At 53.2% G+C, this 24,255-nt stretch carries 23 protein-coding genes and 1 pseudogene; 9 read left to right on the top strand and 15 right to left on the bottom strand.

Annotated features, from left to right (window positions below):
* Positions 1-21 precede the first annotated feature (21 nt).
* The gene (gene lipA / locus CXF87_RS05085; protein WP_008956605.1) at positions 22-1,080 is read left to right on the top strand and encodes a lipoyl synthase; all 1,059 of its coding nucleotides are present in this window, start codon (positions 22-24) and stop codon (positions 1,078-1,080) included.
* A gap of 54 nt (positions 1,081-1,134) precedes the next feature.
* Here the strand turns inward: lipA and lipB are convergent, their stop codons facing one another.
* The 11 genes from lipB to CXF87_RS05030 all read right to left on the bottom strand — a co-directional run bounded on the left by lipB (position 1,135) and on the right by CXF87_RS05030 (position 11,763).
* Positions 1,135-1,797 (bottom strand): lipoyl(octanoyl) transferase LipB, encoded by a 663-nt coding sequence (gene lipB, locus CXF87_RS05080; RefSeq protein ID WP_035586226.1) that lies wholly within the window; start codon positions 1,795-1,797, stop codon positions 1,135-1,137.
* A 2-nt stretch (positions 1,798-1,799) separates the two neighbouring features.
* The gene (locus CXF87_RS05075; protein ID WP_035557238.1) at positions 1,800-2,111 is read right to left on the bottom strand and encodes an HP0495 family protein; all 312 of its coding nucleotides are present in this window, start codon (positions 2,109-2,111) and stop codon (positions 1,800-1,802) included.
* A gap of 53 nt (positions 2,112-2,164) precedes the next feature.
* Positions 2,165-3,379 (bottom strand): D-alanyl-D-alanine carboxypeptidase family protein, encoded by a 1,215-nt coding sequence (locus CXF87_RS05070; RefSeq protein WP_101145742.1) that lies wholly within the window; start codon positions 3,377-3,379, stop codon positions 2,165-2,167.
* A 97-nt stretch (positions 3,380-3,476) separates the two neighbouring features.
* The gene (locus tag CXF87_RS05065) at positions 3,477-4,523 is read right to left on the bottom strand and encodes a septal ring lytic transglycosylase RlpA family protein (protein WP_101145741.1); all 1,047 of its coding nucleotides are present in this window, start codon (positions 4,521-4,523) and stop codon (positions 3,477-3,479) included.
* A complete protein-coding gene (mltB, locus tag CXF87_RS05060) occupies positions 4,520-5,593 on the bottom strand; it encodes a lytic murein transglycosylase B (protein ID WP_101145740.1) in 1,074 nt (357 codons plus the stop codon). The genes CXF87_RS05065 and mltB overlap by 4 nt, the downstream gene beginning before the upstream one ends.
* A 121-nt stretch (positions 5,594-5,714) precedes the next feature.
* Positions 5,715-6,875 carry a rod shape-determining protein RodA gene (rodA, locus tag CXF87_RS05055; protein WP_101145739.1) on the bottom strand — a complete coding sequence of 387 codons (1,161 nt, stop codon included), beginning with the start codon at positions 6,873-6,875 and terminating at the stop codon, positions 5,715-5,717.
* Positions 6,876-6,878: 3 nt separating this feature from the next.
* On the bottom strand, positions 6,879-8,786 hold the full coding sequence (gene mrdA, locus CXF87_RS05050) for a penicillin-binding protein 2 (protein WP_101145738.1): 1,908 nt from the start codon (positions 8,784-8,786) through the stop codon (positions 6,879-6,881).
* A 71-nt stretch (positions 8,787-8,857) separates the two neighbouring features.
* Positions 8,858-9,325 (bottom strand): 23S rRNA (pseudouridine(1915)-N(3))-methyltransferase RlmH, encoded by a 468-nt coding sequence (rlmH, locus tag CXF87_RS05045; protein ID WP_008956613.1) that lies wholly within the window; start codon positions 9,323-9,325, stop codon positions 8,858-8,860.
* A complete protein-coding gene (gene rsfS / locus CXF87_RS05040) occupies positions 9,322-9,708 on the bottom strand; it encodes a ribosome silencing factor (RefSeq protein WP_008956614.1) in 387 nt (128 codons plus the stop codon). Before rsfS ends, rlmH begins: the two co-directional genes overlap by 4 nt.
* A 78-nt stretch (positions 9,709-9,786) precedes the next feature.
* Positions 9,787-10,446, bottom strand: a complete 660-nt coding sequence (nadD, locus tag CXF87_RS05035; RefSeq protein ID WP_101145737.1) for a nicotinate-nucleotide adenylyltransferase — start codon at positions 10,444-10,446, stop codon at positions 9,787-9,789.
* A 9-nt stretch (positions 10,447-10,455) separates the two neighbouring features.
* A complete protein-coding gene (locus CXF87_RS05030; RefSeq protein ID WP_101145736.1) occupies positions 10,456-11,763 on the bottom strand; it encodes a glutamate-5-semialdehyde dehydrogenase in 1,308 nt (435 codons plus the stop codon).
* Positions 11,764-12,109: 346 nt separating this feature from the next.
* Here CXF87_RS05030 and CXF87_RS05025 point away from each other — a divergent pair, with 346 nt between their 5' ends.
* Genes CXF87_RS05025 through CXF87_RS05015 form a run of 3 tightly spaced genes read left to right on the top strand, consistent with a single transcriptional unit; the run spans position 12,110 to position 15,331 of the window.
* A complete protein-coding gene (locus CXF87_RS05025; protein WP_101145735.1) occupies positions 12,110-12,964 on the top strand; it encodes a hypothetical protein in 855 nt (284 codons plus the stop codon).
* On the top strand, positions 12,961-13,893 hold the full coding sequence (locus tag CXF87_RS05020; protein ID WP_008956618.1) for a diguanylate cyclase domain-containing protein: 933 nt from the start codon (positions 12,961-12,963) through the stop codon (positions 13,891-13,893). Before CXF87_RS05025 ends, CXF87_RS05020 begins: the two co-directional genes overlap by 4 nt.
* A gap of 40 nt (positions 13,894-13,933) precedes the next feature.
* The gene (locus CXF87_RS05015) at positions 13,934-15,331 is read left to right on the top strand and encodes a bifunctional DedA family/phosphatase PAP2 family protein (RefSeq protein ID WP_101145734.1); all 1,398 of its coding nucleotides are present in this window, start codon (positions 13,934-13,936) and stop codon (positions 15,329-15,331) included.
* 19 nt (positions 15,332-15,350) lie between these two features.
* Here the strand turns inward: CXF87_RS05015 and CXF87_RS05010 are convergent, their stop codons facing one another.
* The 3 genes from CXF87_RS05010 to mpl are packed head-to-tail and all read right to left on the bottom strand — an operon-like array spanning position 15,351 to position 18,091.
* Positions 15,351-15,974 (bottom strand): LysE family translocator, encoded by a 624-nt coding sequence (locus CXF87_RS05010; protein WP_198556008.1) that lies wholly within the window; start codon positions 15,972-15,974, stop codon positions 15,351-15,353.
* A 3-nt stretch (positions 15,975-15,977) separates the two neighbouring features.
* Positions 15,978-16,643, bottom strand: a complete 666-nt coding sequence (locus CXF87_RS05005) for a flavin prenyltransferase UbiX (RefSeq protein ID WP_101145733.1) — start codon at positions 16,641-16,643, stop codon at positions 15,978-15,980.
* A complete protein-coding gene (gene mpl, locus CXF87_RS05000) occupies positions 16,640-18,091 on the bottom strand; it encodes a UDP-N-acetylmuramate:L-alanyl-gamma-D-glutamyl-meso-diaminopimelate ligase (protein ID WP_101145732.1) in 1,452 nt (483 codons plus the stop codon). The genes CXF87_RS05005 and mpl overlap by 4 nt, the downstream gene beginning before the upstream one ends.
* A gap of 278 nt (positions 18,092-18,369) precedes the next feature.
* Between mpl and CXF87_RS04995 the strand changes: the two genes are divergently transcribed.
* On the top strand, positions 18,370-18,756 hold the full coding sequence (locus CXF87_RS04995) for a glutaredoxin family protein (RefSeq protein WP_008956417.1): 387 nt from the start codon (positions 18,370-18,372) through the stop codon (positions 18,754-18,756).
* Between the two features lie 57 nt (positions 18,757-18,813).
* On the opposite strand, the gene CXF87_RS04990 is transcribed toward CXF87_RS04995, so the two are convergent.
* The gene (locus CXF87_RS04990) at positions 18,814-19,383 is read right to left on the bottom strand and encodes a hypothetical protein (RefSeq protein ID WP_035557206.1); all 570 of its coding nucleotides are present in this window, start codon (positions 19,381-19,383) and stop codon (positions 18,814-18,816) included.
* A 275-nt stretch (positions 19,384-19,658) separates the two neighbouring features.
* On the opposite strand from CXF87_RS04990, the pseudogene CXF87_RS04985 reads away from it, so the two are divergent.
* The 4 genes and pseudogenes from CXF87_RS04985 to CXF87_RS04970 form a co-directional block, all read left to right on the top strand.
* Positions 19,659-21,239 (top strand): annotated as a pseudogene (locus CXF87_RS04985) (ABC transporter substrate-binding protein).
* Between the two features lie 185 nt (positions 21,240-21,424).
* The gene (locus CXF87_RS04980) at positions 21,425-22,474 is read left to right on the top strand and encodes an ABC transporter permease (RefSeq protein WP_008956414.1); all 1,050 of its coding nucleotides are present in this window, start codon (positions 21,425-21,427) and stop codon (positions 22,472-22,474) included.
* Positions 22,471-23,427 carry an ABC transporter permease gene (locus CXF87_RS04975; protein ID WP_101145731.1) on the top strand — a complete coding sequence of 319 codons (957 nt, stop codon included), beginning with the start codon at positions 22,471-22,473 and terminating at the stop codon, positions 23,425-23,427. The genes CXF87_RS04980 and CXF87_RS04975 overlap by 4 nt, the downstream gene beginning before the upstream one ends.
* Before the next feature lie 7 nt (positions 23,428-23,434).
* Positions 23,435-24,255 (top strand): ABC transporter ATP-binding protein (locus CXF87_RS04970; protein WP_101145730.1); only part of this gene is annotated, 821 nt, incomplete at its 3' end.

Below are 24,255 nucleotides of genomic sequence, written 5' to 3'. Positions count from 1 at the left end.
CAAAAGAGAGGCTCTGTCCCTATGAGCAATATCCCTCCGCAACGCGTGTCTAGCGGTGAAAAATTCCGTAATGAACATGGCATGTCGGTGATCAAGGATGGCATGAAGCAGCGCAAAGCGCAGGCAGAAGCCCCTTCTCTTGAACGCAAGCCCAAGTGGCTGCGCGCACAGATCCCTGGAGGGGAGCGCTTTGAGGCGGTCAAGAAAAACGTCGCCACTCACCGACTGAGCACCGTTTGCGCTGAATCTCATTGCCCCAATATGGGCGAGTGCTGGAGCAACGGTACGGCGACCATCATGCTTATGGGGTCAGTATGCACCCGCGCCTGTCGATTCTGCGCGGTAGATACCGGCAACCCACAAGGCTGGCTCGATCATGAAGAACCTGAAAACACCGCGAAGTCTGTGGAGTTAATGGGCCTTCGTTACATCGTGCTCACCTCGGTAGACCGTGACGATCTCGACGATGGCGGTGCATCGCACTATGCCAACTGTATTAGTGCCATTAAAGCGCGCACGCCTGAAGTAGTCGTGGAAGCCTTAACGCCTGACTTCGATGGCGAGCTGAGTGCTATTGAGCGCGTTGTTGATTCTGGGTTACAAGTATTTGCCCAAAATGTTGAAACCGTTGAACGATTAACAGGCCGTGTACGCGATCGGCGAGCCGGTTATCGTAAAACGCTTGATGTGCTTGCCCATGCCAAGCGCTACCGTCCTGACATCATCACCAAAACCAGTTTGATGCTGGGGCTGGGGGAAACTGACGAAGAGATTTTGCAGACTTTTGATGATCTGCGTGAAATCGGTGTCGATATCGTCACGCTTGGTCAATATCTGCGTCCAACCAAAAATCACTTGTCGGTAGAGCGCTGGGTAACGCCAGAAGAGTTTGACCGCTACCGCGTGATCGGTTTGGAGAAAGGCTTTATGGAAGTGCCTTCGGGCCCGCTGGTGCGCTCCAGCTATCGCGCTGATCGCGTGTTTGAAAAGAACAACCTGGGGCTCGCCTCACCCGCTGCAATTCCTGGTCAGGAACAAGAAGCGAATCCCAACATTATTCCAGCGCTAAACGTAGGATAGGCCTAACTCTAGCGCTATAGAGTTTGCTGAAACGGGGAGCCAGTGGCTCCCTTTTTACAGGGGCGAGCTATCTACACTGACTAATTCACGATTTAGCCGTTTGGCTAGCGCTTTCGCCAACTGCTCTCCGACCCGATGATCACTTGGCAGTGCCGTAAAATCGGCCAACCTCACCATGGGCATACCTGCATAACCGCAGGGGTTAATTCGTAAAAAAGGCGCTAGATCGCCATCGACATTTAATGCCACGCCATGAAAGCTTGCACCACGCCGAATACGTAGACCTAATGAGGCAATTTTGGCCTCACCCGCCGCTGTCATGACATAGACCCCTGGCGCATCGGGGCGCGCACGCGCGCTTACCCCATAGCTGCTTAAAACATCAATTACCGCATTCTCCAATGCAGTAACTAAATCGCGCACGCCAATTTTACCTCGTCGTACATCCAGCAACGGATACAGCACCACTTGCCCAGGGCCGTGGTAGGTCACCTGCCCGCCCCTATCCGTATGCACTACCGGAATATCGCCGGGCAAAAGCAAATGCTCTGGCTTGCCTGCCTGCCCTTGAGTAAACACAGGATCGTGCTCGACCAACCAGAACTGATCAGGGGTATTGGCATCGCGCGTATCGGTCAGCGCACGCATTGCCTCCCAAACAGGAAGATAGGGTTGGCGCCCTAAGTAATGCAGCCTGATTGGCACGGCGTCGCTCACGCTTACACCACCATATGGACACGGCCGGTGGCTTTTAGCGCCTCAAACAGCTCTTTAATGTGCTGCTCTCCGGTCGCTCTAATCACCACACGAACCGATTGGAAACGACCATTACGGCTATCAACTACCTGCATTGTCGTAGCGTCGAAATCAGGCGCATGGCGCACAATGACCTGGCACACACAAGCAGGAAAGTCTTCAGCAGCATCGCCGACGACCTTTAACGAGTAATCACAAGGAAAAGTGATTTTAGGCGGCTCTTGAACCGCTGGTTGGCGCAAATCACGCAGTCCCTGTGGCGTACCTTTTTTCATAGCAACCCCATCATTGCAAAAAAGAAAACCAACGGCTTAAACCTAATCAATATTTAGTCGGTAAAGTTGCTGATTAGGCCACTAAAAAAGCGCTGCACCTGATCAAACAAACGCTTAAAGAGACCGCCCTCTTCAATGTTTTCCAGGGCCACCAGTCGCCGTTCACCGACCACCTCGTCGCCCAGATGAACTTCAAGGGTGCCGACCTCATCACCAATAGCAATCGGGGCCTGTAGATCTGGATTCAGATTAAGGCGCGCACGCAGCTCTTCATTACGGTTACGCGGCAAGGTCATAAAGACCTCTTCATCGACGCCCACACGTAATTCGTTAATGTCGCCACCCCACACACGCGGCGTTGCCAGAACAGCACCACGCTCGTAGAGCTTCATGGTTTCAAAAAAGCGGAAACCATAGCTGAGCAGCTTTTGCGTTTCCTGAGCACGCGCTTCATCAGAGGTGGTGCCCATCACAACCGAAATCAAGCGCATATCATCACGCTTAGCCGATGAGACTAGGCAGAAACCCGCCTCCGTTGTCCAGCCGGTTTTTAGGCCATCGACCGAAGGATCGCGCCACAGCAGGCGGTTACGGTTAGGCTGGTCGATGCCGCCATAAGAGAAAGTGCGCTGAGAGTAGATTTCATAGTGGTCGGGGTAATCATTAATAATATGCTGGGATAAGCGCGCCATATCGTGGGCAGTTGAGTAGTGATTATCCCCCGGCAACCCCGTGGCATTTTGGAAGTTTGTATTATTCATTCCCAGCCGAGTCGCATGTTGGTTCATCAGATCGGCAAAGGGCGTTTCTCCACCCGCTAAATGCTCAGCCATGGCGACACTGGCATCGTTACCCGACACAATAATGATTCCATGAAGAAGGTCATCTACTGAAACTTGATCACCCACTTCGATAAACATTTTAGAGCCGCCGGTACGCCACGCGTTCTCACTAATATTAATCATGTCAGTCAGATTAATAGTGCCGCGATCAAGCTCACGCTCAACCAAATAGGCCGTCATCAGCTTGGTCAAACTCGCTGGCGGCAGACGCTCATCGGAATTATGCTCAGCCAAGATGCGGCCACTGTTGGCATCCATGAGTATCCACGAACTTGCCGCTAACTGGGGAGCCGCAGGAATAATGGTTTGCGGTTGCGGAATTACCGGCTGAGGAACTTGCTGTGCACTGGCAGGCACAGCAACCGTCGCCATTGCAGCAAAAAGGCATAGCCGTGCAGAGCGACCAATGGATGTAAACACGTTCATAACGTCAGTCTCACTTACTTGAAAGCTTACTTGTAAAGCTTTTTTTAAAAACAAGGCGGCGCGTAAAACGCGCCACAAGAAATAAATAGGGTGCTAATTATCGCACAACAAAGACCTGGGGGAACCCTGCTTGACGCAGCGTTTCACGTGCTTGAGTCTCCTGCCCCGGCCTAATCGGACCTACTTGCACACGGTAGACGTCAGCATCACTCATAATACGCACGTCGTGAGGCTGCTCCCCCTGTAAACGCTGCTGTAACTGCTGAGCGCCTTCTGGATTCCCTAACGCGGCAATTTGTAGATAAACTTCGCCATCTGATTCGCCTTGGCTTGGCGTCGGCTGAGATACCGATTCTCGAGAGGACGCAGCAGGCGCTGAAGCAGTAGGCACTGAGGAATTAGATACTGAAATATTAGACGCCGTTTGCCGGGCAACAGCCGACGGAGCGTTTGAAGCAACTTGCCTCGGCTCTGGAGTGCTTGCTTGTTGGGAAGAACCACTTCCCCCTCGACCACGCTCGGCTAGCCACTGTTCCGGGTTGATCGCTTCAACTTTAACGGAGCCGGTGCCATTGTCGAGAAAGCCCAATCGTGCCGCTGCCGCATACGAGAGATCTATTTCACGGTCACTATGAAACGGGCCGCGATCATTTACCCTGACAATCACCGATTGCCCGTTATCCAAGCTGGTTACCCGAGCAAACGTGGGTAAGGGCAGCGAACGGTGAGCTGCCGACATTTTATACATGTCGTAAATTTCGCCATTTGAGGTCGCATAGCCATGGAATTTTTCACCGTACCAAGAGGCCGTACCACGTTTTTCATAGCCTGTGGCATCGGGCAGCACATGGTAGGTTTTTCCCCATACCTCATAGGTTGAGCGGTTGCCGCCTCGAGAGGGCTGCTCAACGCGCGGCTCTGCATCGGGCACTTTGGTAACATCCGGCGGCTCAAGTGGGTAGGCATCTCCACTCATGGCATAACGACCGTCACTCGTAGCGACCGATGAACTGGGGGCAGCTGCTTGATTGGCCGAGCTAGGCACATCAATACGCTGGGTATCGTTGCTAGCACAGCCACTGACCAGCGCCAGCAAGGCGATTACCCCGCCAGCACGCCTGGTTATCGTCAGTTTGCTATTCATACCTCGTCCTCATGCAGCTTATCGTGCAGTGCGGCGATCTCTTCTGCCAACTCGGCTACAGCCATGGCATACAGGTGACTATGGTTATAGCGAGTAATCACATAAAAATTATACTCGCCAAACCGATAGTGAATCTCGCCATCAGCGAACTCAAGTGCCAATGGCACGACCAACAATTCACTATCAAGAGACTCATTAGGCGTCAGTCCATGCACGGCAAGTTGAGCAACACTCACTGCAGGAGGCGCCGTTTGGTTAAACGAGAGTTCCTGTAATAGCTCCTTAGGCAATTCGTCTGGCCCAGTGGCCTGGTGATAAATATCAGCCCCTGGTTTCCAGTTATGCTCGGCAAAGTAATTAGCGACACTACCAATCGCATCGACTGGGTTTTCCCACAGATCGCGACGGCCATCGTCATCAAAATCTACTGCATAGGCTTGGTAACTGGTGGGGATAAACTGCGGATAGCCCATGGCACCTGCATAAGAGCCGCGTAGCCCAGTAGGGTCAACCTGCTGCTCATACGCTATACGTAAAAATGCTGCCAGCTCACCCCGAAAAAAAGCGCCTCTCACCGGGTGATGAAACGCCAGCGTGGCTAGCGAATCCAATACACGGTGCTGGCCTTTATGACGGCCGTAGTAAGTTTCAACGCCAATAATAGCGGTAATTATTTCAGCGGGAACACCATAGGTACTTTCGGCTCGCGCCAAGGCGTCAGCATGCGCATCGATAAATTCAACGCCCTCCTCAATGCGCTGCTGGGTCATGAAAATAGCGCGATACTCATGCCACTTTAAACGTCGCTCGGCGGCCCCTTCCATAGCGTCCAATACACTTTGAGTATAATTAGCCTGCCCGAGCGCCTCTTCCAGCCACGTTTGTGGCACCCCTTGCTCAACTAGCTCTTCCATCAGCGCTTGGCTGTCAGCATTTTGCTGAGGTGCAAAGTGCTGTGGTGCAGCTTGCTGGCCACCCTCAGAAGGCTCATCAGCAATTGATATGGGCGTTACCCAGCACATCATGGCTGCCAAACAATAGCGGCTCGTCTTCCCTTGAACCTTGTTCATTAACTCTCCACTCCTGAGCTCTTTATCCCAAAACGATTAATTCCAGAATCATCTATTCCTGAGTTCTCCATTGCCGAGCAACACAGGCGTCTGAACTATATGTTTGGGCTGGGCAACTTTACTAGCGCGACAGCAGCCGACGATGAGCATGTATGGACATGAGAATACCGAAACCCGCCAACAAGGTCACGCTTGAGGTGCCGCCAAAGCTAACCAACGGTAGCGGCACACCCACGACAGGCAGAATGCCACTCACCATGCCCATATTGACAAATACATAGATAAAAAAGGTGAGGATGATACTGCCTGCGACTAAGCGACCAAAGGTATCCTGGGCAGCGCTTGCCATCCATACTCCACGGCTCACGATTAATAGATACAGACACAACAGCACCAGCATACCCACTAAACCAAACTCTTCGCCTAAAACGGCAATAATGAAATCCGTATGCCGCTCTGGCAAAAACTCTAACTGGGACTGGGTACCCTGCAGCCACCCTTTCCCCCACAATCCACCGCTACCGATGGCGGTGGTTGACTGAATGATATTCCAGCCAGAACCCAGTGGGTCGCTTTCAGGGTTCAAAAAAGTCAACACGCGCTGACGCTGGTAGTTATGCATATTCATCCATAACACCGGCACCCCGGCAGCCCCCAACGCCGTAATAAACCCGATCAACCGCCACGACAAACCTGCCAGCAGAACCACGATAAGAGCAGCACTGGCTACTAGCAATGAGGTTCCCAAGTCAGGCTGAATAGCCGTCAGCACGACGGGTACGCCAATGATAACCCCACACACCAGTATATCGCGCAGACGCGGCGGCAACTCACAGCGATTAAGATAGGCCGCCACCATTAACGGGGCTGCCAGTTTCATCATTTCCGAGGGTTGAAAGCGTATGACGCCAGGAATGTCCAACCAGCGCTTAGCGCCCATACCCACATCACCGAATACATCAACGGCAACCAGCATGGCAACCCCGATGCCATAGGCTAGCGGAGCGAAGCGCAAAAAAGTTGAAGGTGAAAACTGGGCAATGATCACCATTACCACCAGAGCGATGCAAAACCGTACGCCCTGAGCAATCACGGCATCAATGGATTGCCCAGAAGCGCTATAAAGAACGATCAAACCACTGCCCATCAATACCAGTAGCAAGCCAAGCAGCCAGGGGTCTAGATGGATTCGCTCCCAAATACTTTTACGCCGGGCGATGCCGCTTTCGGGCGGGCGAACAGGGTAACCACGCATAGAACGCGCTAGATAATGCCAAGGCATGGGTTAGTTACCCTCCACGTTGGCGTTATCTTCTTCTAACACTTCGCGTACTTCTTCTACGTCCGGCGCTTCATCCTCAAGTAACCAGGCATCCGTCATAGCACGCGCCAAATGAGCCGCGTGTGTACTGCCGCCGCCTGCGTTTTCAACAATAACGGATACCGCAATCTGAGGGTCTTCCAGCGGTGCAAAGGCCATAAACAGCGCGTGGTCACGGAGCCGCTCCGCTAACTCATCAGCGTTATAGCGTTGGTCCTGGCCCAGCGAAAACACCTGTGCAGTGCCTGACTTGCCGCCCATGCGGTACTCAAGGCCCACGCCAGTTCGACGCGCTGTCCCTTCGGTGCCACTAATCACCTTCTCCATACCGCTGAACACCCGGTTCCACCAGTTATCATTGGCTAACTGAATGTCATCCAAGGTATCGGGCAGGTCACGGGGGACAGGGGAATCGCCAATCTGACGCGCCAAGCGCGGCTTCACCCAGTGGCCGCGATTGGCCAGCGTTGCAGTGGCGCTGGCTAGCTGCAAAGGCGTCACCTGCCAGTAGCCTTGCCCAATCCCCACGGAAAGGGTCTCACCGGGATACCAAGGCTGGTTAAAGCGTCCTCGTTTCCAATCACGCGAGGGCATCAATGCGCTGCTTTCTCCTTGCACGTCATGGGCGACACGCTGACCAAAACCAAAATTACTCATCTGTTCATGGAGATTATCGATACCTAAATCATGTGCCAAGGTGTAGTAGTAAGTGTTATTGGAAACAGCCAGGGAACGCTCCATATCGACACGACCGTGCCCCCAGCGCAACCAGTTGCGGTAACGGCGGGAGTCGTTGGGTAACTGATAATAACCGGGGTCATTAATCGTGCTATCAGGGGTAATGACGCCTTTCACCAACCCGGCCAGCGCTAGAAAGGGCTTAATAGTAGAGCCAGGAGGATAATGGCCACGGATAGCACGGTTAAAGAGCGGTAAATCGAGATCCTCCTGCAAACCACGATAAGAAGCCACATCAATGCCGGTGACAAATTGATTACTGTCAAAACCCGGTGTCGAGACCATAGCAAGAATCTCACCCGTAGCTGGCACAATAGCGACGATAGAACCGCGACGACCATCTAACAATTCATAAGCCAACATTTGGAGGGACTTATCCAGCGTCAATGTTAAATTCTTCCCAGGCACCGGGTCAGTGCGCCCTAGCTCTCGTAGCACTCTTCCGCGGGCGTTCGTTTCCACTTTGCGTAAACCCGCCTCACCGTGAAGTTCTTCTTCGTAAAAACGTTCAATGCCGGTTTTACCGATAAAGTGAGTACCCGCGTAACGGCCTGCATCCAGCGTTTCCATCTCTTCAACATTAATACGACCAACGTAACCTAGCGCATGGGCCATTATTTCGGCATCCGGATAAAACCGCAGCGGCTGTGCCTCTATCTCCACCCCTGGCAATCGGTGGCGGTTAACTGCCAAACGGGCAATTTGGTCTTCGCTTAGATCACTGGTAAGCAGCGCTGGCTGGAAAGGTCGTTGACGCTGGCGTGAGCGCACGTTAAACGCTTCAATCTCTTCTTCAGGTAGCTCAAGAAGCTCTACTAGCAGCGCCAGCGTTTCATCCAGATTATCGACGCGCTCGCGGACGAGGGTCAGGTTATAGGTTGGACGGTTTTCGGCTAACAGTACGCCATTACGATCGTAAATTAACCCCCGATTAGGCGGCAGCGGTTCGACGCGAACCCGGTTATTTTCAGAGCGCGTGCTATACATATCGTGCTGGACGATCTGTAAATAAATTAGCCGCCCCGTTAGCAAGCTGGCCAGGGTCAACACCACCAACACGGCGAGCAGCGCTCTAACACGAAAAATACGCAGTTCTTGCTCGGAGTTTTTTAGCGTGTTGGGGCGCTTGAGCATGGCAACGAAGACTCTCAAAACAAACAAAGGGCGCAACAGGACACAAACAGTAATGGCTTACCATTCAGCCGTTAACGGTGATAAGGGTGACCCACTAATAGTGTCCAGGCACGGTAGAGCTGCTCGGCCAGCATAATTCGTACCAGTGGATGTGGTAGCGTCAGTGGAGAGATTGACCAGGTTTTGTCGGCCGCGGCTGAGAGCGAAGGCTCAAGCCCGTCTGGCCCACCTACAAGCAAAGCAATATCCCGCCCAGCCATGCGCCAAGCGTCAGCTTCTTGTGCCAACTGCTCGGTGGTCCATGGCTTACCTTTCACTTCCAGTGCTACCACGTATTCGTCGCCACGCAACTTATCGCGAATACGCTGCGCCTCCTGGGCGCGCGCTTTCGCGATATCTGCATTTTTGCCACGTTGGCCGAGGGTAATTTCTTCGATCTCGAGATTGAAATCTCTCGGAAGCCGCTTACGGTAGGTCTCCACGCCCTCTTCTACCCACCCAGGCATTTTGCTTCCCACCGCTAACAGCCGGATTTTCATGACATGCCGGCTCGCTCTTGAAAGCGCTCAAGCGACTCACCAATCGCGCCCGAATCCGTCGGCAGATCGGCCCATAGCCGCTCCAAATCATAGAGCGTGCGCGCCTCAGGCATCATGACGTGAACCACAATGTCACCCAGGTCGACCAGCACCCAGTCGGCGTTATCACCACCTTCCACGCCCAAAGGGCCAAGTCCTGCAGCCTTGGCTTTTTCCACTACGTTTTGCGCCAGAGCAGCAACGTGACGGGTCGACGTACCACTGGCAATCAACATGAGGTCGGTGACCTCGGTTAATTTAGCAACATCTAACTGCGTAATGTCGCGTGCTTTCAGTTCTTCTAGCGCGTCAACCGCTAGAGTTTTCAATGTATCGATGTGCATGACTCCTAAAGACAACCTCATGGGGTAATCGGTCAATAAAGCCGGCCATTGTAACGGCTTATTTGACGACTGCCAGCGCTATTCACACTGCTGGTAAAGTCCGTAGTGCGCAATAGCCTGTTCAACGGGGGGCGGCACCAAATAGCGCACGCTTTTACCCGCTTCTAGCCGCTTTCGAATATAGGTCGCTGAAATGGCCATTAACGATGGCAATTCAAGCGACAAAAAGCCCCCACATGACCGCTGCATTAATTCTTCTACGCTATCGACTACCCGATGCTCTACCAGTTCCATTAATGGTGCTGGCAATGGATCGCCATAGCCTGGACGAGCAATAACCACCAAATGGGCAAACTCAAATATGCGCGCCGGTTGATGCCATTGTGTAAGCCGCAAAAAAGCATCGAAACCAATCGCCATGACCAAGCGCGCATGCTCACCATACTCCGCACGCAGCTCGGCAAGCGTATCGGTGCTGTAGGAGGGGCCGTCACGCATCAGCTCACGATCATCAGCCAACAAGCCAGGCGTGTCACCGATACCTGCCTTTAAGAGCGCCAACCGCTGCCGCGCTGACACCTGGGGCTGATCCCGTAAAGGGGGCTGCTGAGCAGGTATCATATGTAGCTGATCAAGCGACAGCGCCTCATGCAACTCCACAGCACTGCGTAAATGCCCCAAGTGAATGGGGTCAAAAGTGCCCCCCAACATTCCGATACGCTGAAACTTTAGACTCACACCACCCCCTTATTCACGCACTTGGCCATCACCGAATACGACGTACTTCTGGGTGGTTAAGCCCTCTAACCCTACCGGCCCGCGGGCATGCAGCTTGTCGGTTGAAATCCCAATCTCAGCGCCCAAGCCATACTCAAAACCGTCAGCAAAGCGAGTCGAGGCATTAACGATGACCGAGCTCGAATCCACTTCCGCCATAAAGCGTCGCGCCAGTGAATAATCTTGGGTCACAATCGCGTCGGTGTGGTGTGAGCCGTACTGTTCGATATGGGCGATCGCTTCATCAACCCCATCGACCACTTTAATCGCCAGGACCGGGGCTAAGTACTCAGCGTACCAATCCGCCTCATCGGCTGCGATAGCCTGAGGTAACAGTGCCTGAGTACGCTCACAACCACGCAGTTCCACCTCATGTTCAGCATAGGCACGTGCTAGCTCGGGTAACAGTAAATCAGCAATCGGCGCATCGACCAGCAGTGTCTCCATGGTGTTACAAGTGCCGTAGCGATGGGTTTTCGCATTGACGGCGATGGCTAAGGCCTTGGCAGGGTCAGCGGTGGTATCGATATAAACATGACAAACCCCGTCAAGGTGTTTGATAACCGGTACGCGCGACTCACGGGTAATACGCTCAATAAGCGATTTCCCACCACGGGGAATAATGACATCGACATATTCCGGCATGCTAATCATGGCGCCTACTGCCGCCCGGTCGGTGGTTGCTACCACCTGAACACTACCTGCTGGCAGACCTACATCCGCAAGCCCTGCTTGAATACAGGCACTAATCGCAGCATTTGAGGCGCTGGCTTCTGAACCGCCACGCAAAATACAGGCATTACCCGATTTTAGACACAGGCTAGCGGCTTCCAGCGTCACGTTAGGGCGCGACTCATAAATAATGCCAATAACGCCTAGTGGCACGCGCATTTTGCCAACCTGAATCCCGCTGGGCCGGTAACGCATATCACTAATCTCGCCCACTGGGTCTGGCAAGCTCGCTACTTGCTGAAGCCCTTCAATCATGGCGTCGATTCGAGCATCGTTTAGCGCTAAACGGTCTAACAGCGCGCTCTCTAAGCCGTTCTGGCGGCCACGCTGCAAATCCTCAGCATTGGCGTCTAGAATGCGCCCACGCGCTTCTGCCAAACGCTGCGCCATTGCCATCAGGGCACTGTTTTTCAATCCCGTATCCGCCCGGCGTAGCTCACTGGCTGCGCGGCGTGCCGCCTGACCCAACGCCTGCATATAGGCGGGCACGTCTCCAGACGCTAGGTGCTGATGGGCCTCTTCTTGGAACGGTGTTGAAACGCTCATAGTGTCTCCATGCGGCATCGTGCGTGCTAAGTTCAAATATGAAATTCCAGTACTCAAGCCATGTATTCAAGCCGAGTGCTCAGAATAACTACCAAGATTAAAATCTAAAGTGAATAATGCCCTAAGCAGGGTCGAGGTACGCTGTTCAGTGGTTATGAAATGATAAACCCAATAGCTTTGAATGGCATGATTGTGCAGCCGTTTTTACGTTTGTGCTTATGTTACGCCATTTCGACGTTATACTGAGGATGATTAAGGCGCTAATATGTGTCGCGTACGTTGTTCATAATACGCTCACCCACTTGCTCAGATATTTCTGGTTATTCAGGACGAATAGTAAGTCACCATGCAAAGCAAGTACAAAATACGCTTACTACGTGCCAACCTTTTAGCGGCTGCCGTTGCTTTGGCGCTTTGGACGCCCTCTACGCCGCCCGCTGCAGCACTCGTGCTGTGGCTTTCAGTCGGCTGGCTATTTATTACCGCTCTAATGCTCGACTTCAGTCACCGACGCTCGCGAGGGTTGCCATGGCAGCTTGTGCCGGGCGTGCTGCTGGTCGCGTTAATTGCGGCTGCTCCTGAACGGCACAGCATTTTGATTTGGGCCTGGGCCGCCATGCTGATGCTGCCACAAAATAATTGGGTGGCGGCGTTTCACCTCAGCGCCGCATTGGTTAGCTCTGTTCTGGTGGCGCCCCAACTGGAAAAGTCTGAATTTATTCTGCTGCTCTGCTGCCTGTTCGTGCTTGGCTTGCTGGCCCTCTCCAGAGCACAGCAGCTTATTGATATGAACGGCTCTATTCGCCAACGCTTACGCTTGATTCCAGGGCTCAATTTATGGGCCGGTGAACAATTACTGCGCGACATTGCCCGCGAACAAACGCGCTGTGAGCGTGAAGGCATTCATGCAGAAGTATTTATACTGCACGTCAAACGTCATCAACTTTGGCCAACCGCACAAAAACTGTGTGAATTAACGCATGATTTTGAAAACGTGTACCGTTTAAGCAGTACGACGCTGGTCACCCTGCTTCTCGCACGTTCACCGAAAGAAGCCACTCAACGACGCAGCTTGCTGCTCGCCGATTTACCCGACAATATCACGAGTGAATACCTTGAATTGATCGATATCGAACCGGCAACCCTATCGGTATGTGAGATGAGTAAGTTACCGGCTGAGCGAGCACGAGAGACGATATGACCGAGCACCATATTCCCAAGCGGTTGATGACGCTCGCCTACGCCGCCAGCATTGCGCTAATGGCGGGTTATGCGCTTTGGCTATATGCCATGGGTGACTACCGCGACCTGCTGATCCCTACGTTCATGACCCTGCTGCTCATGTCAGCGTTACTCATGCATATCGGGCAAGGGCTGAAAAGTTATCTGCCGCGCATCATATTGCTTTGCAGTACTTACTCGGTGGTACTTAGTGCTTTTTACTACCACCCTGGGGCATCGCCCATTTGGCTTGGCCTGCCCGTTACCGCCACTTTTTTATTGTTACCGTTGTGGGCTGCGTTACTGATCAATGTTGCTATTGGCCCCTTATGGTGGCTGCTTCCCTCCGTCGCCGCTGCGCCACCCGCGATTATTGTCGGCTATGCCGCCTTAACGCTGCTCCTTGCGCTACCTCGCTGGGAACACGCCCGTCGCCGTGCTTTACTTCGGGCGACTGACCCAAACGATAGCGACTGCAACGCCTATCACATTGATACGCTGAAAGAACGCTTAAATAGCGAATTCCAGCGTGCGGCCATGCTCAATCAACAGCTAGCGGTGCTAGTAGTGCACTTGCCGCAGCTGGATATGGCCGCAGAGCAATTTGGCCATCGCGCCCAGACGGCTCTATTAGGCGCACTATGTAGCGAAGTGAATAGCCGCTGCCGTGACCATGATGTCCTGGGTCGCGCCGATAACGCTACGTTTTGGCTGGTTCTGCCAGACACCAGTGAAAGCGGCGCACTATTGGTTCGCGAGCGCTTACAGCGAGCTCTTTCTGAGCGCGTGCTGGTGGAAACTGGCCAGCTTGAAGCACGTATTGCGGCCTGCTTACCCAGTCGAGCAGAAAGCTTTGAGCGCTATTTAAAGCGCCTGGAAGCACGCGGCGCGTCACTCTCCAACGTTTAATTTATTGTTAGCCCCCCCTCATTTGTCGCCGGAGAAGTATGTGCCGCTAGCCGATATGCTCCTCTCATTAACGCCATCGCCCCTACTACTACTTTGCTTGGTGCTGGTCATTGCATTAGTGGAATCGCTTGCACTAGTGGGCTTGCTAGTACCTGGCGTGGTGTTAATCACCTCAACGGCCTCTATGGCAGGACATCAGGATATTACCTTGGCATGGCTGATTGGTGCGGCCTTTATAGGGGCTGTTATAGGTGACGGCATCAGCTTTTTGCTCGGCTATAGACATCGCGATCAAGTTACCCAGCGTTGGCCACTGTCTCAGCATCCCGAGTGGCTGGGAAGAGGGTCACGCTTCTTTGAGCGCTACGGTATATGGTCGGTTTTTATCGGCCGCTTTGTAGGCCCTGTAAGACCCATTATTCCCCTGGTGGCAGGCATGATGCAGATGCCGCCGCGCACTTTTATTTGGGCCAATCTAACCTCGGCAGCGCTGTGGGCACCTGCTTATATTCTGCCCGGCTACTTACTAGGCCGCACTTGGCAGCATCATTTGAATCTCCCCCCAGGCCTTGAAGCCGCGTTACTGGTGCTGGCCGTTATTGTTGTCGCTCTCGCGGTTATTTTTTCATGGGGCCGCCATCAAGCCACACGGCATGGGCGACTTTACCGGATGATCGCCGGTACTGCTCGTCGGCTGCCACTGCTACGGCGTCCCTGGCTAGCGATGAGCCAATCTGGAGATGTCCCATTAGCCTCCCTGCTGCTGTTGGTCATAGCACTTGGTAGCCTCTCGGGCTGGACGTTAATGGTTATCGGCGAAAACGGCCCACTGGATATGGATATTTTTATTCATCGGCTGTTTACAGGGCTGCACGGCGATATTTCTTACAGCGTAGGGAATGTTTTTGCAAAAATTGGCGACACCTTTGGCATTATCGCGTTCGCGCTGCCATGGGCGGTGTGGCTACTGTTAGGCAAACGCTGGGATGCCCTACGGCACTGGGGCGGCGCTTTTGCAGGGGTCGCGCTGCTTAACATTATTGGCAAAGGGTTGTTTGGACGTGCCCGCCCTGACACACCGGACTACCTGATGGGCTCTTTTTCCTACCCAAGCGCGCATACATCCACCGCTGTGGTGCTATTTGGTCTGACAGCAGCGTTTATTGCAGCCGAAATGCCTCGCCATAAGCGCTTTTTGGCCTATTGGTGTGCACTTGCGCTTGCACTGCCTATGGCATTATCGAGACTGGTGGTGGGTGTGCACTGGTTTAGCGACCTGGTGGGAGGCGCGCTGTTAGGCTTAGTTGTCTGCGCACTAACCCTGCTGCATTGGCAGCAGCAGCCTCGGCCAAGCCTACGGCCATGCCCTTGGCCTCTACTCAGCGTGGCATCATTGGCACTTCTCAGCGCCCGCATCGGTTTTTTGCCGCCGGTTTAAAGCACTAACACCGTTTTGTTCAACCAAGGGCAAGCCAGAGCCCAACCCCTATCATCAACGTGCCAGCGATACGGTTAAGTAAGCGCACATTGCCGCTCTTGCCGAGCACATTACGTAGCGTTTTACCCCCAGTGGCGTAGACCAGCATGCTAGCGAACTCGATGGTTAAAATGACCGCAATCAGCAGGCTGAGCTGGCCTGGCAATGGGCGATTACTGTCTAAAAAAGGTGGCAGTAGTACCATAAAAAACGCCCACCCCTTGGGGTTTGCTACCGCGGTCACAAAGCCTTGCGTCGCTAGCTGTAGCCGACTGGCTGGTGGGCCAGCATCCAACTCGCTAGGTATTGCCATTCGTCCGCGGGAACGCCACATCATAATGCCCAAATAGCCTAAATAGGCGCCGCCCACCCATTTGAACAGCACAAACAGTTCTGGCTGGCGTAACATTAGCGCCGCCACCCCAGCACCCGCTGCTGCCGCTACCAAGCCGACGCCGAACAGCTCGCCAATCATCATCCACAGCGTACGCTTAACGCCTTGGGTCATACCCAGCACCATAGCAAGTGTCATGCACATGCCTGGGGTAAGCGAGACAAACAAAAACGTTGGTACAAAAACCGAGAGCGTCGCCCACGACATCATAGATTAGTTATCCTTAGTTGATGAGGGGTTTGCAGTGCTTTCCACCTCACCCCAGCGAGGCATCAGCGAATGCTCGATTCCCAACTGGTTTAGGATACGCGCCACAATAAAATCGATTAGATCCTCAATACCTTGTGGGCGATGATAAAACCCCGGCGCCGCTGGCAAGATGACCACGCCCAGGCGGCTTAATGCCAGCATGTGCTCAAGATGAATGGGGGAAAACGGACTTTCACGAGGCACTAACACCAGCGTACGGCGCTCCTTAATCGCGACATCGGCCGCCCGCTCAATCAGATTATTGCTAGCCCCCGTGGCTACCGCTGAAAGCGTTCCCGTTGAGCACGGGCACACCACCATTGCCGATGGCGCACCGGAGCCTGAAGCCACGGGCGCCATCCAATCTTCGCGCCCAAAGCAGCGAATCTGCCCCGGCTGGGCACCACTGCGCTCACTTAGCGCCTGAGCTAACCGCTGAGGCTGCGCTGGCAGTTCGATATCCGTTTCGGTGGCAATCACCATGTGTGCAGCTTTGGAAATCATCACCCACACTTCATGCCCCGCTGCGACCAGCACATCAATCAGACGTAGGCCGTACTGCGCCCCAGAGGCACCGGTAAGTGCGACGGTAACTGGCTTTTTGAATAGCGGTTCAGTTTGATTGGTCACACATGCCCCTCTTTTGCAGCAGCTTCATGGGCAGTCTTCAACGCGGCCAGCAAACGCTCATGCACGCCCTCAAAACCACCATTAGACATCACTACAATACGGTCCAATGGTGACGCTTGCGTGACCACCGCCGCCACCAATGTATCAATGTCATTATGCAGCTGCGCACGCGCCCCCTGAGTGGCTACTAGCTCCTCCATGGACCAATCCAGCCCAACGGGCTGAAACCAAAACACACTATCAGCATCAGCCACGCTCTCAACCAAACGTTCGCGCAGCGCGCCCAAGCGCATTGTATTGGAGCGCGGCTCAATCACTGCCAGCAGCCGCCCTTTAGTTGTCGCCGCGCGTAACCCTTTAAGCGTGGCGGCAATTGCCGTGGGATGGTGGGCAAAATCATCAATAACCTGAATCGCATTGATTTCACCACGCACTTCCTGCCGCCTTCTGGGGGTTTCAAAACGCGCCAACGCCGCACAACCACGAGCTAAATCAACCCCACATAAGTTGGCTGCCGCCAATGCTGCCAACGCATTGCGAGCGTTATGCTCACCGGTGAGGGTCCATTCAACGACACCATCTTCGTCTTGGCCCTTGTTATTTTGAGAATGGCTATCCTGGACGGGCTCGCCACCACAATGAAGCACCTGGAAACGGCTGGCATCGTCACGCTCAAGGGTAAGCTGCCATTCACTCGTGGCTTGGTCACCAAAATGAGCGACCGGGGTCCAAACGCCCTGGGCAAGCACACGCTCAAGCGCGGGCTGTTCATCGGCCACCAAGAGTTGGCCTTGGCTGGGCACGGTACGCACTAAATGATGGAACTGGCGCTCAATCGCGGCCAGATCAGGGAAGATATCCGCGTGATCAAACTCAAGGTTATTGAGTATCGCGATGTGCGGACGGTAGTGAACGAACTTGGAACGCTTATCGAAGAACGCCGTATCGTACTCGTCAGCTTCCACTACAAACGGTGCCCGCGGATCGCCTAGACGCGCTGACACACCAAAATTACGCGGTACGCCGCCGATCAAAAACCCTGGTGTTAATCCGCCGCTTTCCAATAACCACGCCAGTATGCTCGCAGTGGTCGTCTTTCCATGGGTACCTGCTACCGCAATCACTCGTCGACCAGGCAATACGTGCTCTGCCAACCACTGCGCGCCGGAGGTGTATGGCAGGCCACTATTAAGTAGTGCCTCCACCTCTTCATTACCGCGCGACATAGCGTTACCGACTACCACAAGGTCGGGCACAATACCCGGTGCTAGCGAGAGATTATCCGCGTGGTAACCCTCTTTCAAAATAATACCCGCATCAACCAATTGGGTACTCATGGGCGGATAGACATGCTGGTCAGAGCCACTTACCTGATGACCTAACTCACGCGCCAGCAGCGCTAGGCTTCCCATAAAGGTGCCGCAGATACCAATAATATGCAGATGCATGGCTTTCGCCCCGTTATTCGCCAATAAACTATTCGCAAAGACGTTTAATTAAAAAGCCAAAATATGGCGTAAAAATAGCCAAATAGCCTAGCATGCTGACTCAATTTGCTCATCTACTCATCACTATAAACTGCGATTAACGGGGTCAAAACACCCTTCAAGTGACAAATCCTTTTAGTTGTTGCAGGATGCGGCCACTGTTTATCAATGTTCACCATCACTCTCTTTCCACTCGGCACGCTGACATGAGCCTAATCATCAGCGAAAGGAGCCTTTAGATGCGCATTTTAATCCGCTATTTTTTTCGTGGCGTTCGCTTAGTGCTTGCCCCGTTTATGCTGATTTCTGAAAAGCTCTCTACGCCTAAGTCAGTTGAACGCTCGCCTGAAGAGCAAGCCACTATTGATCAGACATGCCAGCGGCTGGCCCTGTATCAATTTCGCACCTGCCCGTTTTGCATCAAGGTACGCAAAGAGATAGCGCGGTTGGGATTGAACATTGAACTGCGCGATGTCCAGCTTGACCCTGACCATAAGCAAGCGCTCTTGGAAGGCGGGGGAAAAGTTAAAGTGCCCTGCCTCAAAATTATCCATGATGATGGCCGGGAAGAGTGGATGTACGAATCTGACACAATCAATGCCTGGTTACATAAGCAGTTTGACTAACTAACTGCGTTACACCGTCATGTATTACCCGAAACGGGCAGATGTCGGTTTCGGGTATCAAAACTCGATTTTTTGCGCCTCCACATCAAACGCCACATCAATCTCAATGGTCTCTTCCTGACTCGGAGGCTCATCCAGCTGTATTTGTAGCGCCAGTACGCCCTGTATCTTGCCAGCCACGTGAACTCGTTGACTGGCCCGCTCATAGTGCGTCAGCGTTACTTCTACATCGCCCCCTTCAGAGGTGTAGAGCGGCGGTGAGGTCGAGTCCCCCAGCGGGTGTAACACCACGGCGCTGATCAGCTCCCCTTCGTTTATCGTCAGGCTAATAGACAGCGCTTCTTGAGTCTCCCAGGCCTCATCATCAACAAATCCCGTAATATCGATAGTGATATGGTCATCACTTGACTCAATAAATGATGCGTTTGAATCATTGCCATGGCTCAAAATAAACCATTCTCGTAATTCACCATCTAACAAGCCTTTGATCTGAGCCGCCGTTTCCGAGTTGGGTGGCAAATCATGCTCAGAGCCCTGCTCTGCATTGGTTCCAGGCGTTGGTTCAACGGCGACAGCTAGGGTAGGAAGGTACCAAGCCATGGCTGCGACTATGATTTTTTTCCACATACGGCTTCTCCGACTATTCTGGCGTATCTTTTTTCTTACTACTTTCGTCTAATGACAAGCACGTAATGTGCCGCTATTAGCCACGTCATGTAGCAGATGAATGATGCCTGTCATTATTTCGATTGTATGACGCAACAGGCAGTCTCTATGTTGTTAGCCTATGTTATTAAGATAGCTTTAAAGCTGACCGTGTCTGTTTTACGGGTATTTTCGTCCTTTAGCGAGGGGAAAGCGCCCGCAAAACGAACAATAAACAATGACCCAAGGGAACAACTATGACGTTCAAGAAAACCCTACTGGCTTCTGTTATTGGTGCAGTGGTTGCAGGTACGACATTGCTGCCGATGACGGCAAGTGCTGAAACCCTCCGTATTGGTTACTCTGCCGACCCTGAAACGCTCGATTTACATGAACAACTCTCTGGCGGCGTGCTGCGTTTCTCTCACCTTGCGTTTGATCCTCTTGTTCGCTGGACCAAAGACTTCCAGTTTGAGCCGCGCTTAGCCACCGAGTGGGAATAAGTAGACGACACCACTATGCGCATGACGCTGCGTGAAGGCGTTACCTTCCACTCTGGTAACGAATTCACCGCTAAAGATGTGGTATGGACGATTGAACGCCTGAAAGAAAGCCCTGATTACCGCGCTATTTTTGAACCGGTTGCCAGTGCCGAAGCGGTGGACGACTACACCGTTGAGATCGTTACCACTGAACCTTACCCACTGTTGCTCAACCTTGCTACGTACATCTTCCCGATGGATAGCGAGTTCTATACGGGTGAAACCGACGACGGTAGCGACAAAGCTGAAATCGTCAAAGCGGGCAACTCCTTCGCTTCACGCAACGTTTCAGGCACCGGCCCGTTCATTGTGACTGACCGTCGCCAAGGCGTTCGGGTTGATTTCGAACGTTTCGAAGATTACTGGGACACTGAGAGCGAAGGCAACGTATCCAACATCGTCATGACGCCTATCGCTGAAAACGCCTCTCGCGTTGCGGCACTGCTTTCTGGCGGCGTTGACTTTATTGATGCCGTTCCGCCCAACGATTTAGACCGAGTCCGTGAAGCAGATGGCGTCAATCTGATTGAGATAGACGGTACCCGCATCATTGGCTTCCAAATGAACGAAGAGCGCGTAGAAGCCTTCCAAGACGCCCGCGTTCGCCAAGCGGTTGATCTGGCTATTAATCAAGAAGGCATTGCTGACCGTTTAATGCGTGGGTTTGCTAACCCGGCTGGACAGTTCTCGCCAGAGGGTTACTCAGGCCACAACCCTGATTTAACGCCACGCTACGATATCGAACGCGCCAAAGAGCTAATGGCAGAAGCGGGATATGAAGAGGGCTTCAGTGTTGAAATGATCGCCCCCAACAACCGCTACGTGAACGATGCCCAGATTGCCCAAGCAGTGGCCAACATGCTGGCGCAAATCAACATCAAAGTTGATCTACGCACCATGCCTCTCGCCCAGTACTGGCCTGAGTACGATACCCGCGAATCCGATATGGCAATGATCGGCTGGCACGCCGATACGGAAGACAGCGCTAACTTCTTCCAGTACCTCACCTTCTGTATCGATGAAGAAACCGGCGCGGGTCAGTACAACTACGGCAGTTACTGCAACGAAGAGATTGATGCACTAGTAACCGAAGCGGATGGCGAAACGGATCTGGAAAAACGCAACGAAATGCTGCGTGAAGCCGAAGCTATGCTTTACGAAGACGTCGGTTTCATCATGCTGCACTGGCAGAACCTTGCCTACGCCGCGGCGGATGGTGTTGAGGTCGAGCCGGTGGTGAACGCTATCGACTTCCCTTACCTGGGTGACTTGGTCGTTAAAAGCAGCGACGACTAATCATGTCCATCGCGCATTAATTGCATAGTGCCAAAAGAGTCACTGCAATATTAACTGCCAGTATGCTTCGCTCCCTAAGCGTTTAGGGAGCGAAGCCTTTTATTTGGCGGCACGAACCTGCAAGCACTTTGAATAACCATGCCCCTACTTTCTTTGATGAACCCTTCACATAGGTGGCGTACGCCATGATTGCCTTTTTAATCAAGCGGCTGATGCACGCGATTTTGGTGATGTTTGTCATCAGCGTGTTGGCCTTCGCCATTCAGGACAACCTGGGTGACCCCGTACAGCAGATGGTCGGCCAATCAGTGCCGGAAAGCGAACGCGAAGAGATTCGCGAGCGTTTAGGCCTAAATGACCCCTTCCTGGTGCAATACGCGCGTTTTGCTAAAAATGCCGTTCAAGGTGATTTTGGCTACTCGTATTTTTACCGCGAACCGGCGTTAGAAGTCATTGCTCGCCACTTACCCGCCACCCTGGAGCTGGTATTTGCGGCGACACTGATAATTGTGCTGTTTTCAGTACCTATCGGGGTATACAGCGCGATCAAACCGCGATCGCCAATTTCACGACTATTCATGGGTGTATCGATCATCGGTATTTCAATCCCCGTGTTTCTAACCGCGATCGTGCTTATTCAAATTTTCGCGATTGGCGTTACCGTGACGCTATTCCCAGAAAGTACCGGCTGGGGCGCTTGGTTAAACGCCTTCTTTTCTACCGAAGGAAACATGCCGTCCTTTGGCCGTGGCTATGATCTGGTGAATGTGGTGGGTAACTGGGATACCAATTTAGCCACCTGGAACGGCTTACAGCATCTAGTATTACCGGCCGTCTCACTGGCCTCTATCATGTTGCCGCTATTTATTCGCCTTATCCGCGCCGAAATGATGGAAGTCCTGCAGTCGGAGTACGTTAAGTACGCCCGCGCCAAGGGTATCTCTATGCGCCGCGTATATTTTGTTCACGCGCTTAAAAACACCATGCTACCGGTGATTACCGTCGGCGGCGTACAGATCGGCACCATGGTGGCTTACACCATTCTGACCGAGACCGTTTTCCAATGGCCGGGCATGGGTTTGATGTTTTTGGATGCGATCAACCGCGCTGATATTCCGCTCATCGTCTCCTACCTGATGATTGTCGGCGTTATTTTTGTCGTCACCAATACGATTGTGGATCTGATCTACGGTCTGGTGAACCCCACCGTTAAACTGACTGGGAAGCCCGCATGAGCACCACAAGTAATTCTTCACAAGCGAGTGCTTCACCCGGCCGCTGGGAGCGCGTGCGCGACTCCTATATGTGGTACAGCTTCAAGCGTGACCGCACCGCACAGCTCTGTCTGGCCGTGTTTATTTGCATGGTTATCGCTGCCTTTGCCTCCCCGCTGTTGGCGCCAACCAATCCTTACGACCTTGCTCAGATTGACATCATGTCATCTGAACTGCCGCCCTTCTGGATTGACGGCGCCGATGAGCGCTATGCCTTGGGCACCGATGCCCAAGGCCGTGATTTATGGTCAATTGTGCTGTACGGCACACGCGTCTCGCTACTGATCGGCTTTGGCGCGGTCATTTTGCAAGCGCTGCTAGGGGTCACTTTCGGCCTGATGGCGGGCTATCTTGGCGGGCGTGTCGATACTATATTGATGCGGCTAGCGGATATTCAGCTCTCCTTCTCGACGCTAATGGTCGCTATCGTGGTAGGCGCTTTGGTCAAAGCGACCATGGGCAGCGCCTTCTATAGCCAATACGCAGTGATGATGCTGATCCTGATTATCGGCCTGGCCGAATGGCCACAGTATGCCCGCACCGTTCGCGCCTCGGTGCTGGCAGAGAAAAACAAAGAGTACGTAGATGCTGCCCGAGTAATGGGGCTGCGCAGTAAGCGCATTATGTTCCGTCACGTGTTGCCCAACACCATGTCGCCGATCTTCGTTATCTCGACCGTACAGATTGCCAACGCGATTATTTCTGAAGCGGCGCTGTCGTTTCTGGGGCTTGGGATGCCAGAAACGCATCCATCTCTGGGCTCGTTGATTAAATCAGGCTTTGACTATATTCAGTCCGGCTCCTGGTGGATCACTCTCATTCCTGGTGCGGTACTGGTCGTGCTGGTGCTGTCGATCAATCTACTTGGTGACTGGCTGCGCGATGTCATGAACCCACGACTCTACAAAGGCTGAGGACACCATGGCACTACTTGAAGTCAATAATCTTGATGTCCGCTTTGCGCTGCGCCAGGGTGAAGTCCACGCCTTGCGGGACATTAGTTTCAGCCTTGAGCGCGGTGAGCGCTTGGGCATTGTCGGTGAATCTGGCGCAGGTAAATCTGTCGCGGCTTTTTCGCTGCTTAACTTAATTTCCAAGCCAGGCTTTATTGCCGGCGGCACCGTCAACTTTGACGGCCAAGTGCTCAACCATATGTCTGAGCGCGGCCTGCGCAAAGTGCGCGGCAATCGTGTTTCGATGATCTTCCAAGATCCGATGATGACGCTCAACCCGGTGCTCTCCATTGGCGAGCAAATGGTTGAGTGTTTGAAAGCGCATCGGCGTATTTCCTCCAAAGAAGCCCGCGCAATTGCCTTGGATAAGCTGCAACAGGTGCAAATTCCCTCACCGGAAACGCGTTTGGATCAGTACCCTCACGAGCTATCCGGCGGTATGCGCCAGCGGATTATTATCGCCATTGCGCTGCTGCTCGATCCTGACATCATTATCGCCGACGAGCCCACTACGGCGCTTGACGTGACCATTCAAGCCGAGATCATGGCGCTGCTGCTTGATCTCTGCGAGCAGCACAATGTGGGGCTTATTCTGATCACCCACGACCTGGGCGTGGTCAGCCAGGTCACCCAGCGCATGCTGGTCATGTACGCTGGACGCGTCATTGAGCAAGGGCCGACACGGGAAATCATTAATGACCCGCAACACCCCTATACCCAAGGGCTAATCAACGCCTTGCCACAGATGGCAACGCCGGGTGAAAAGCTCAACCAGATTCGTGGCAGTAT

The sequence above is a fragment of the Halomonas sp. MES3-P3E genome, from assembly GCF_002836035.1.
Classification (GTDB): Bacteria; Pseudomonadota; Gammaproteobacteria; order Pseudomonadales; family Halomonadaceae; genus Vreelandella; species Vreelandella arctica.
The sequence above is the reverse complement of the archived record's forward strand: the minus strand, read 5'-3'. Positions and strand labels throughout refer to the sequence as shown.

What these genes read in the sequence shown, in the direction of transcription:
- lipA (WP_008956605.1), top strand. Translation starts at nt 22, where the DNA reads ATGAGCAATATCCCTCCGCAACGCGTGTCTAGCGGTGAAAAATTCCGT.
- CXF87_RS05075 (WP_035557238.1), bottom strand. Translation starts at nt 2,111, where the DNA reads ATGAAAAAAGGTACGCCACAGGGACTGCGTGATTTGCGCCAACCAGCG.
- CXF87_RS05070 (WP_101145742.1), bottom strand. Translation starts at nt 3,379, where the DNA reads ATGAACGTGTTTACATCCATTGGTCGCTCTGCACGGCTATGCCTTTTT.
- CXF87_RS05065 (WP_101145741.1), bottom strand. Translation starts at nt 4,523, where the DNA reads ATGAATAGCAAACTGACGATAACCAGGCGTGCTGGCGGGGTAATCGCC.
- mltB (WP_101145740.1), bottom strand. Translation starts at nt 5,593, where the DNA reads ATGAACAAGGTTCAAGGGAAGACGAGCCGCTATTGTTTGGCAGCCATG.
- rodA (WP_101145739.1), bottom strand. Translation starts at nt 6,875, where the DNA reads ATGCCTTGGCATTATCTAGCGCGTTCTATGCGTGGTTACCCTGTTCGC.
- mrdA (WP_101145738.1), bottom strand. Translation starts at nt 8,786, where the DNA reads ATGCTCAAGCGCCCCAACACGCTAAAAAACTCCGAGCAAGAACTGCGT.
- rlmH (WP_008956613.1), bottom strand. Translation starts at nt 9,325, where the DNA reads ATGAAAATCCGGCTGTTAGCGGTGGGAAGCAAAATGCCTGGGTGGGTA.
- rsfS (WP_008956614.1), bottom strand. Translation starts at nt 9,708, where the DNA reads ATGCACATCGATACATTGAAAACTCTAGCGGTTGACGCGCTAGAAGAA.
- CXF87_RS05030 (WP_101145736.1), bottom strand. Translation starts at nt 11,763, where the DNA reads ATGAGCGTTTCAACACCGTTCCAAGAAGAGGCCCATCAGCACCTAGCG.
- CXF87_RS05025 (WP_101145735.1), top strand. Translation starts at nt 12,110, where the DNA reads ATGCAAAGCAAGTACAAAATACGCTTACTACGTGCCAACCTTTTAGCG.
- CXF87_RS05020 (WP_008956618.1), top strand. Translation starts at nt 12,961, where the DNA reads ATGACCGAGCACCATATTCCCAAGCGGTTGATGACGCTCGCCTACGCC.
- CXF87_RS05010 (WP_198556008.1), bottom strand. Translation starts at nt 15,974, where the DNA reads ATGATGTCGTGGGCGACGCTCTCGGTTTTTGTACCAACGTTTTTGTTT.
- mpl (WP_101145732.1), bottom strand. Translation starts at nt 18,091, where the DNA reads ATGCATCTGCATATTATTGGTATCTGCGGCACCTTTATGGGAAGCCTA.
- CXF87_RS04995 (WP_008956417.1), top strand. Translation starts at nt 18,370, where the DNA reads ATGCGCATTTTAATCCGCTATTTTTTTCGTGGCGTTCGCTTAGTGCTT.
- CXF87_RS04990 (WP_035557206.1), bottom strand. Translation starts at nt 19,383, where the DNA reads ATGTGGAAAAAAATCATAGTCGCAGCCATGGCTTGGTACCTTCCTACC.
- CXF87_RS04980 (WP_008956414.1), top strand. Translation starts at nt 21,425, where the DNA reads ATGATTGCCTTTTTAATCAAGCGGCTGATGCACGCGATTTTGGTGATG.
- CXF87_RS04975 (WP_101145731.1), top strand. Translation starts at nt 22,471, where the DNA reads ATGAGCACCACAAGTAATTCTTCACAAGCGAGTGCTTCACCCGGCCGC.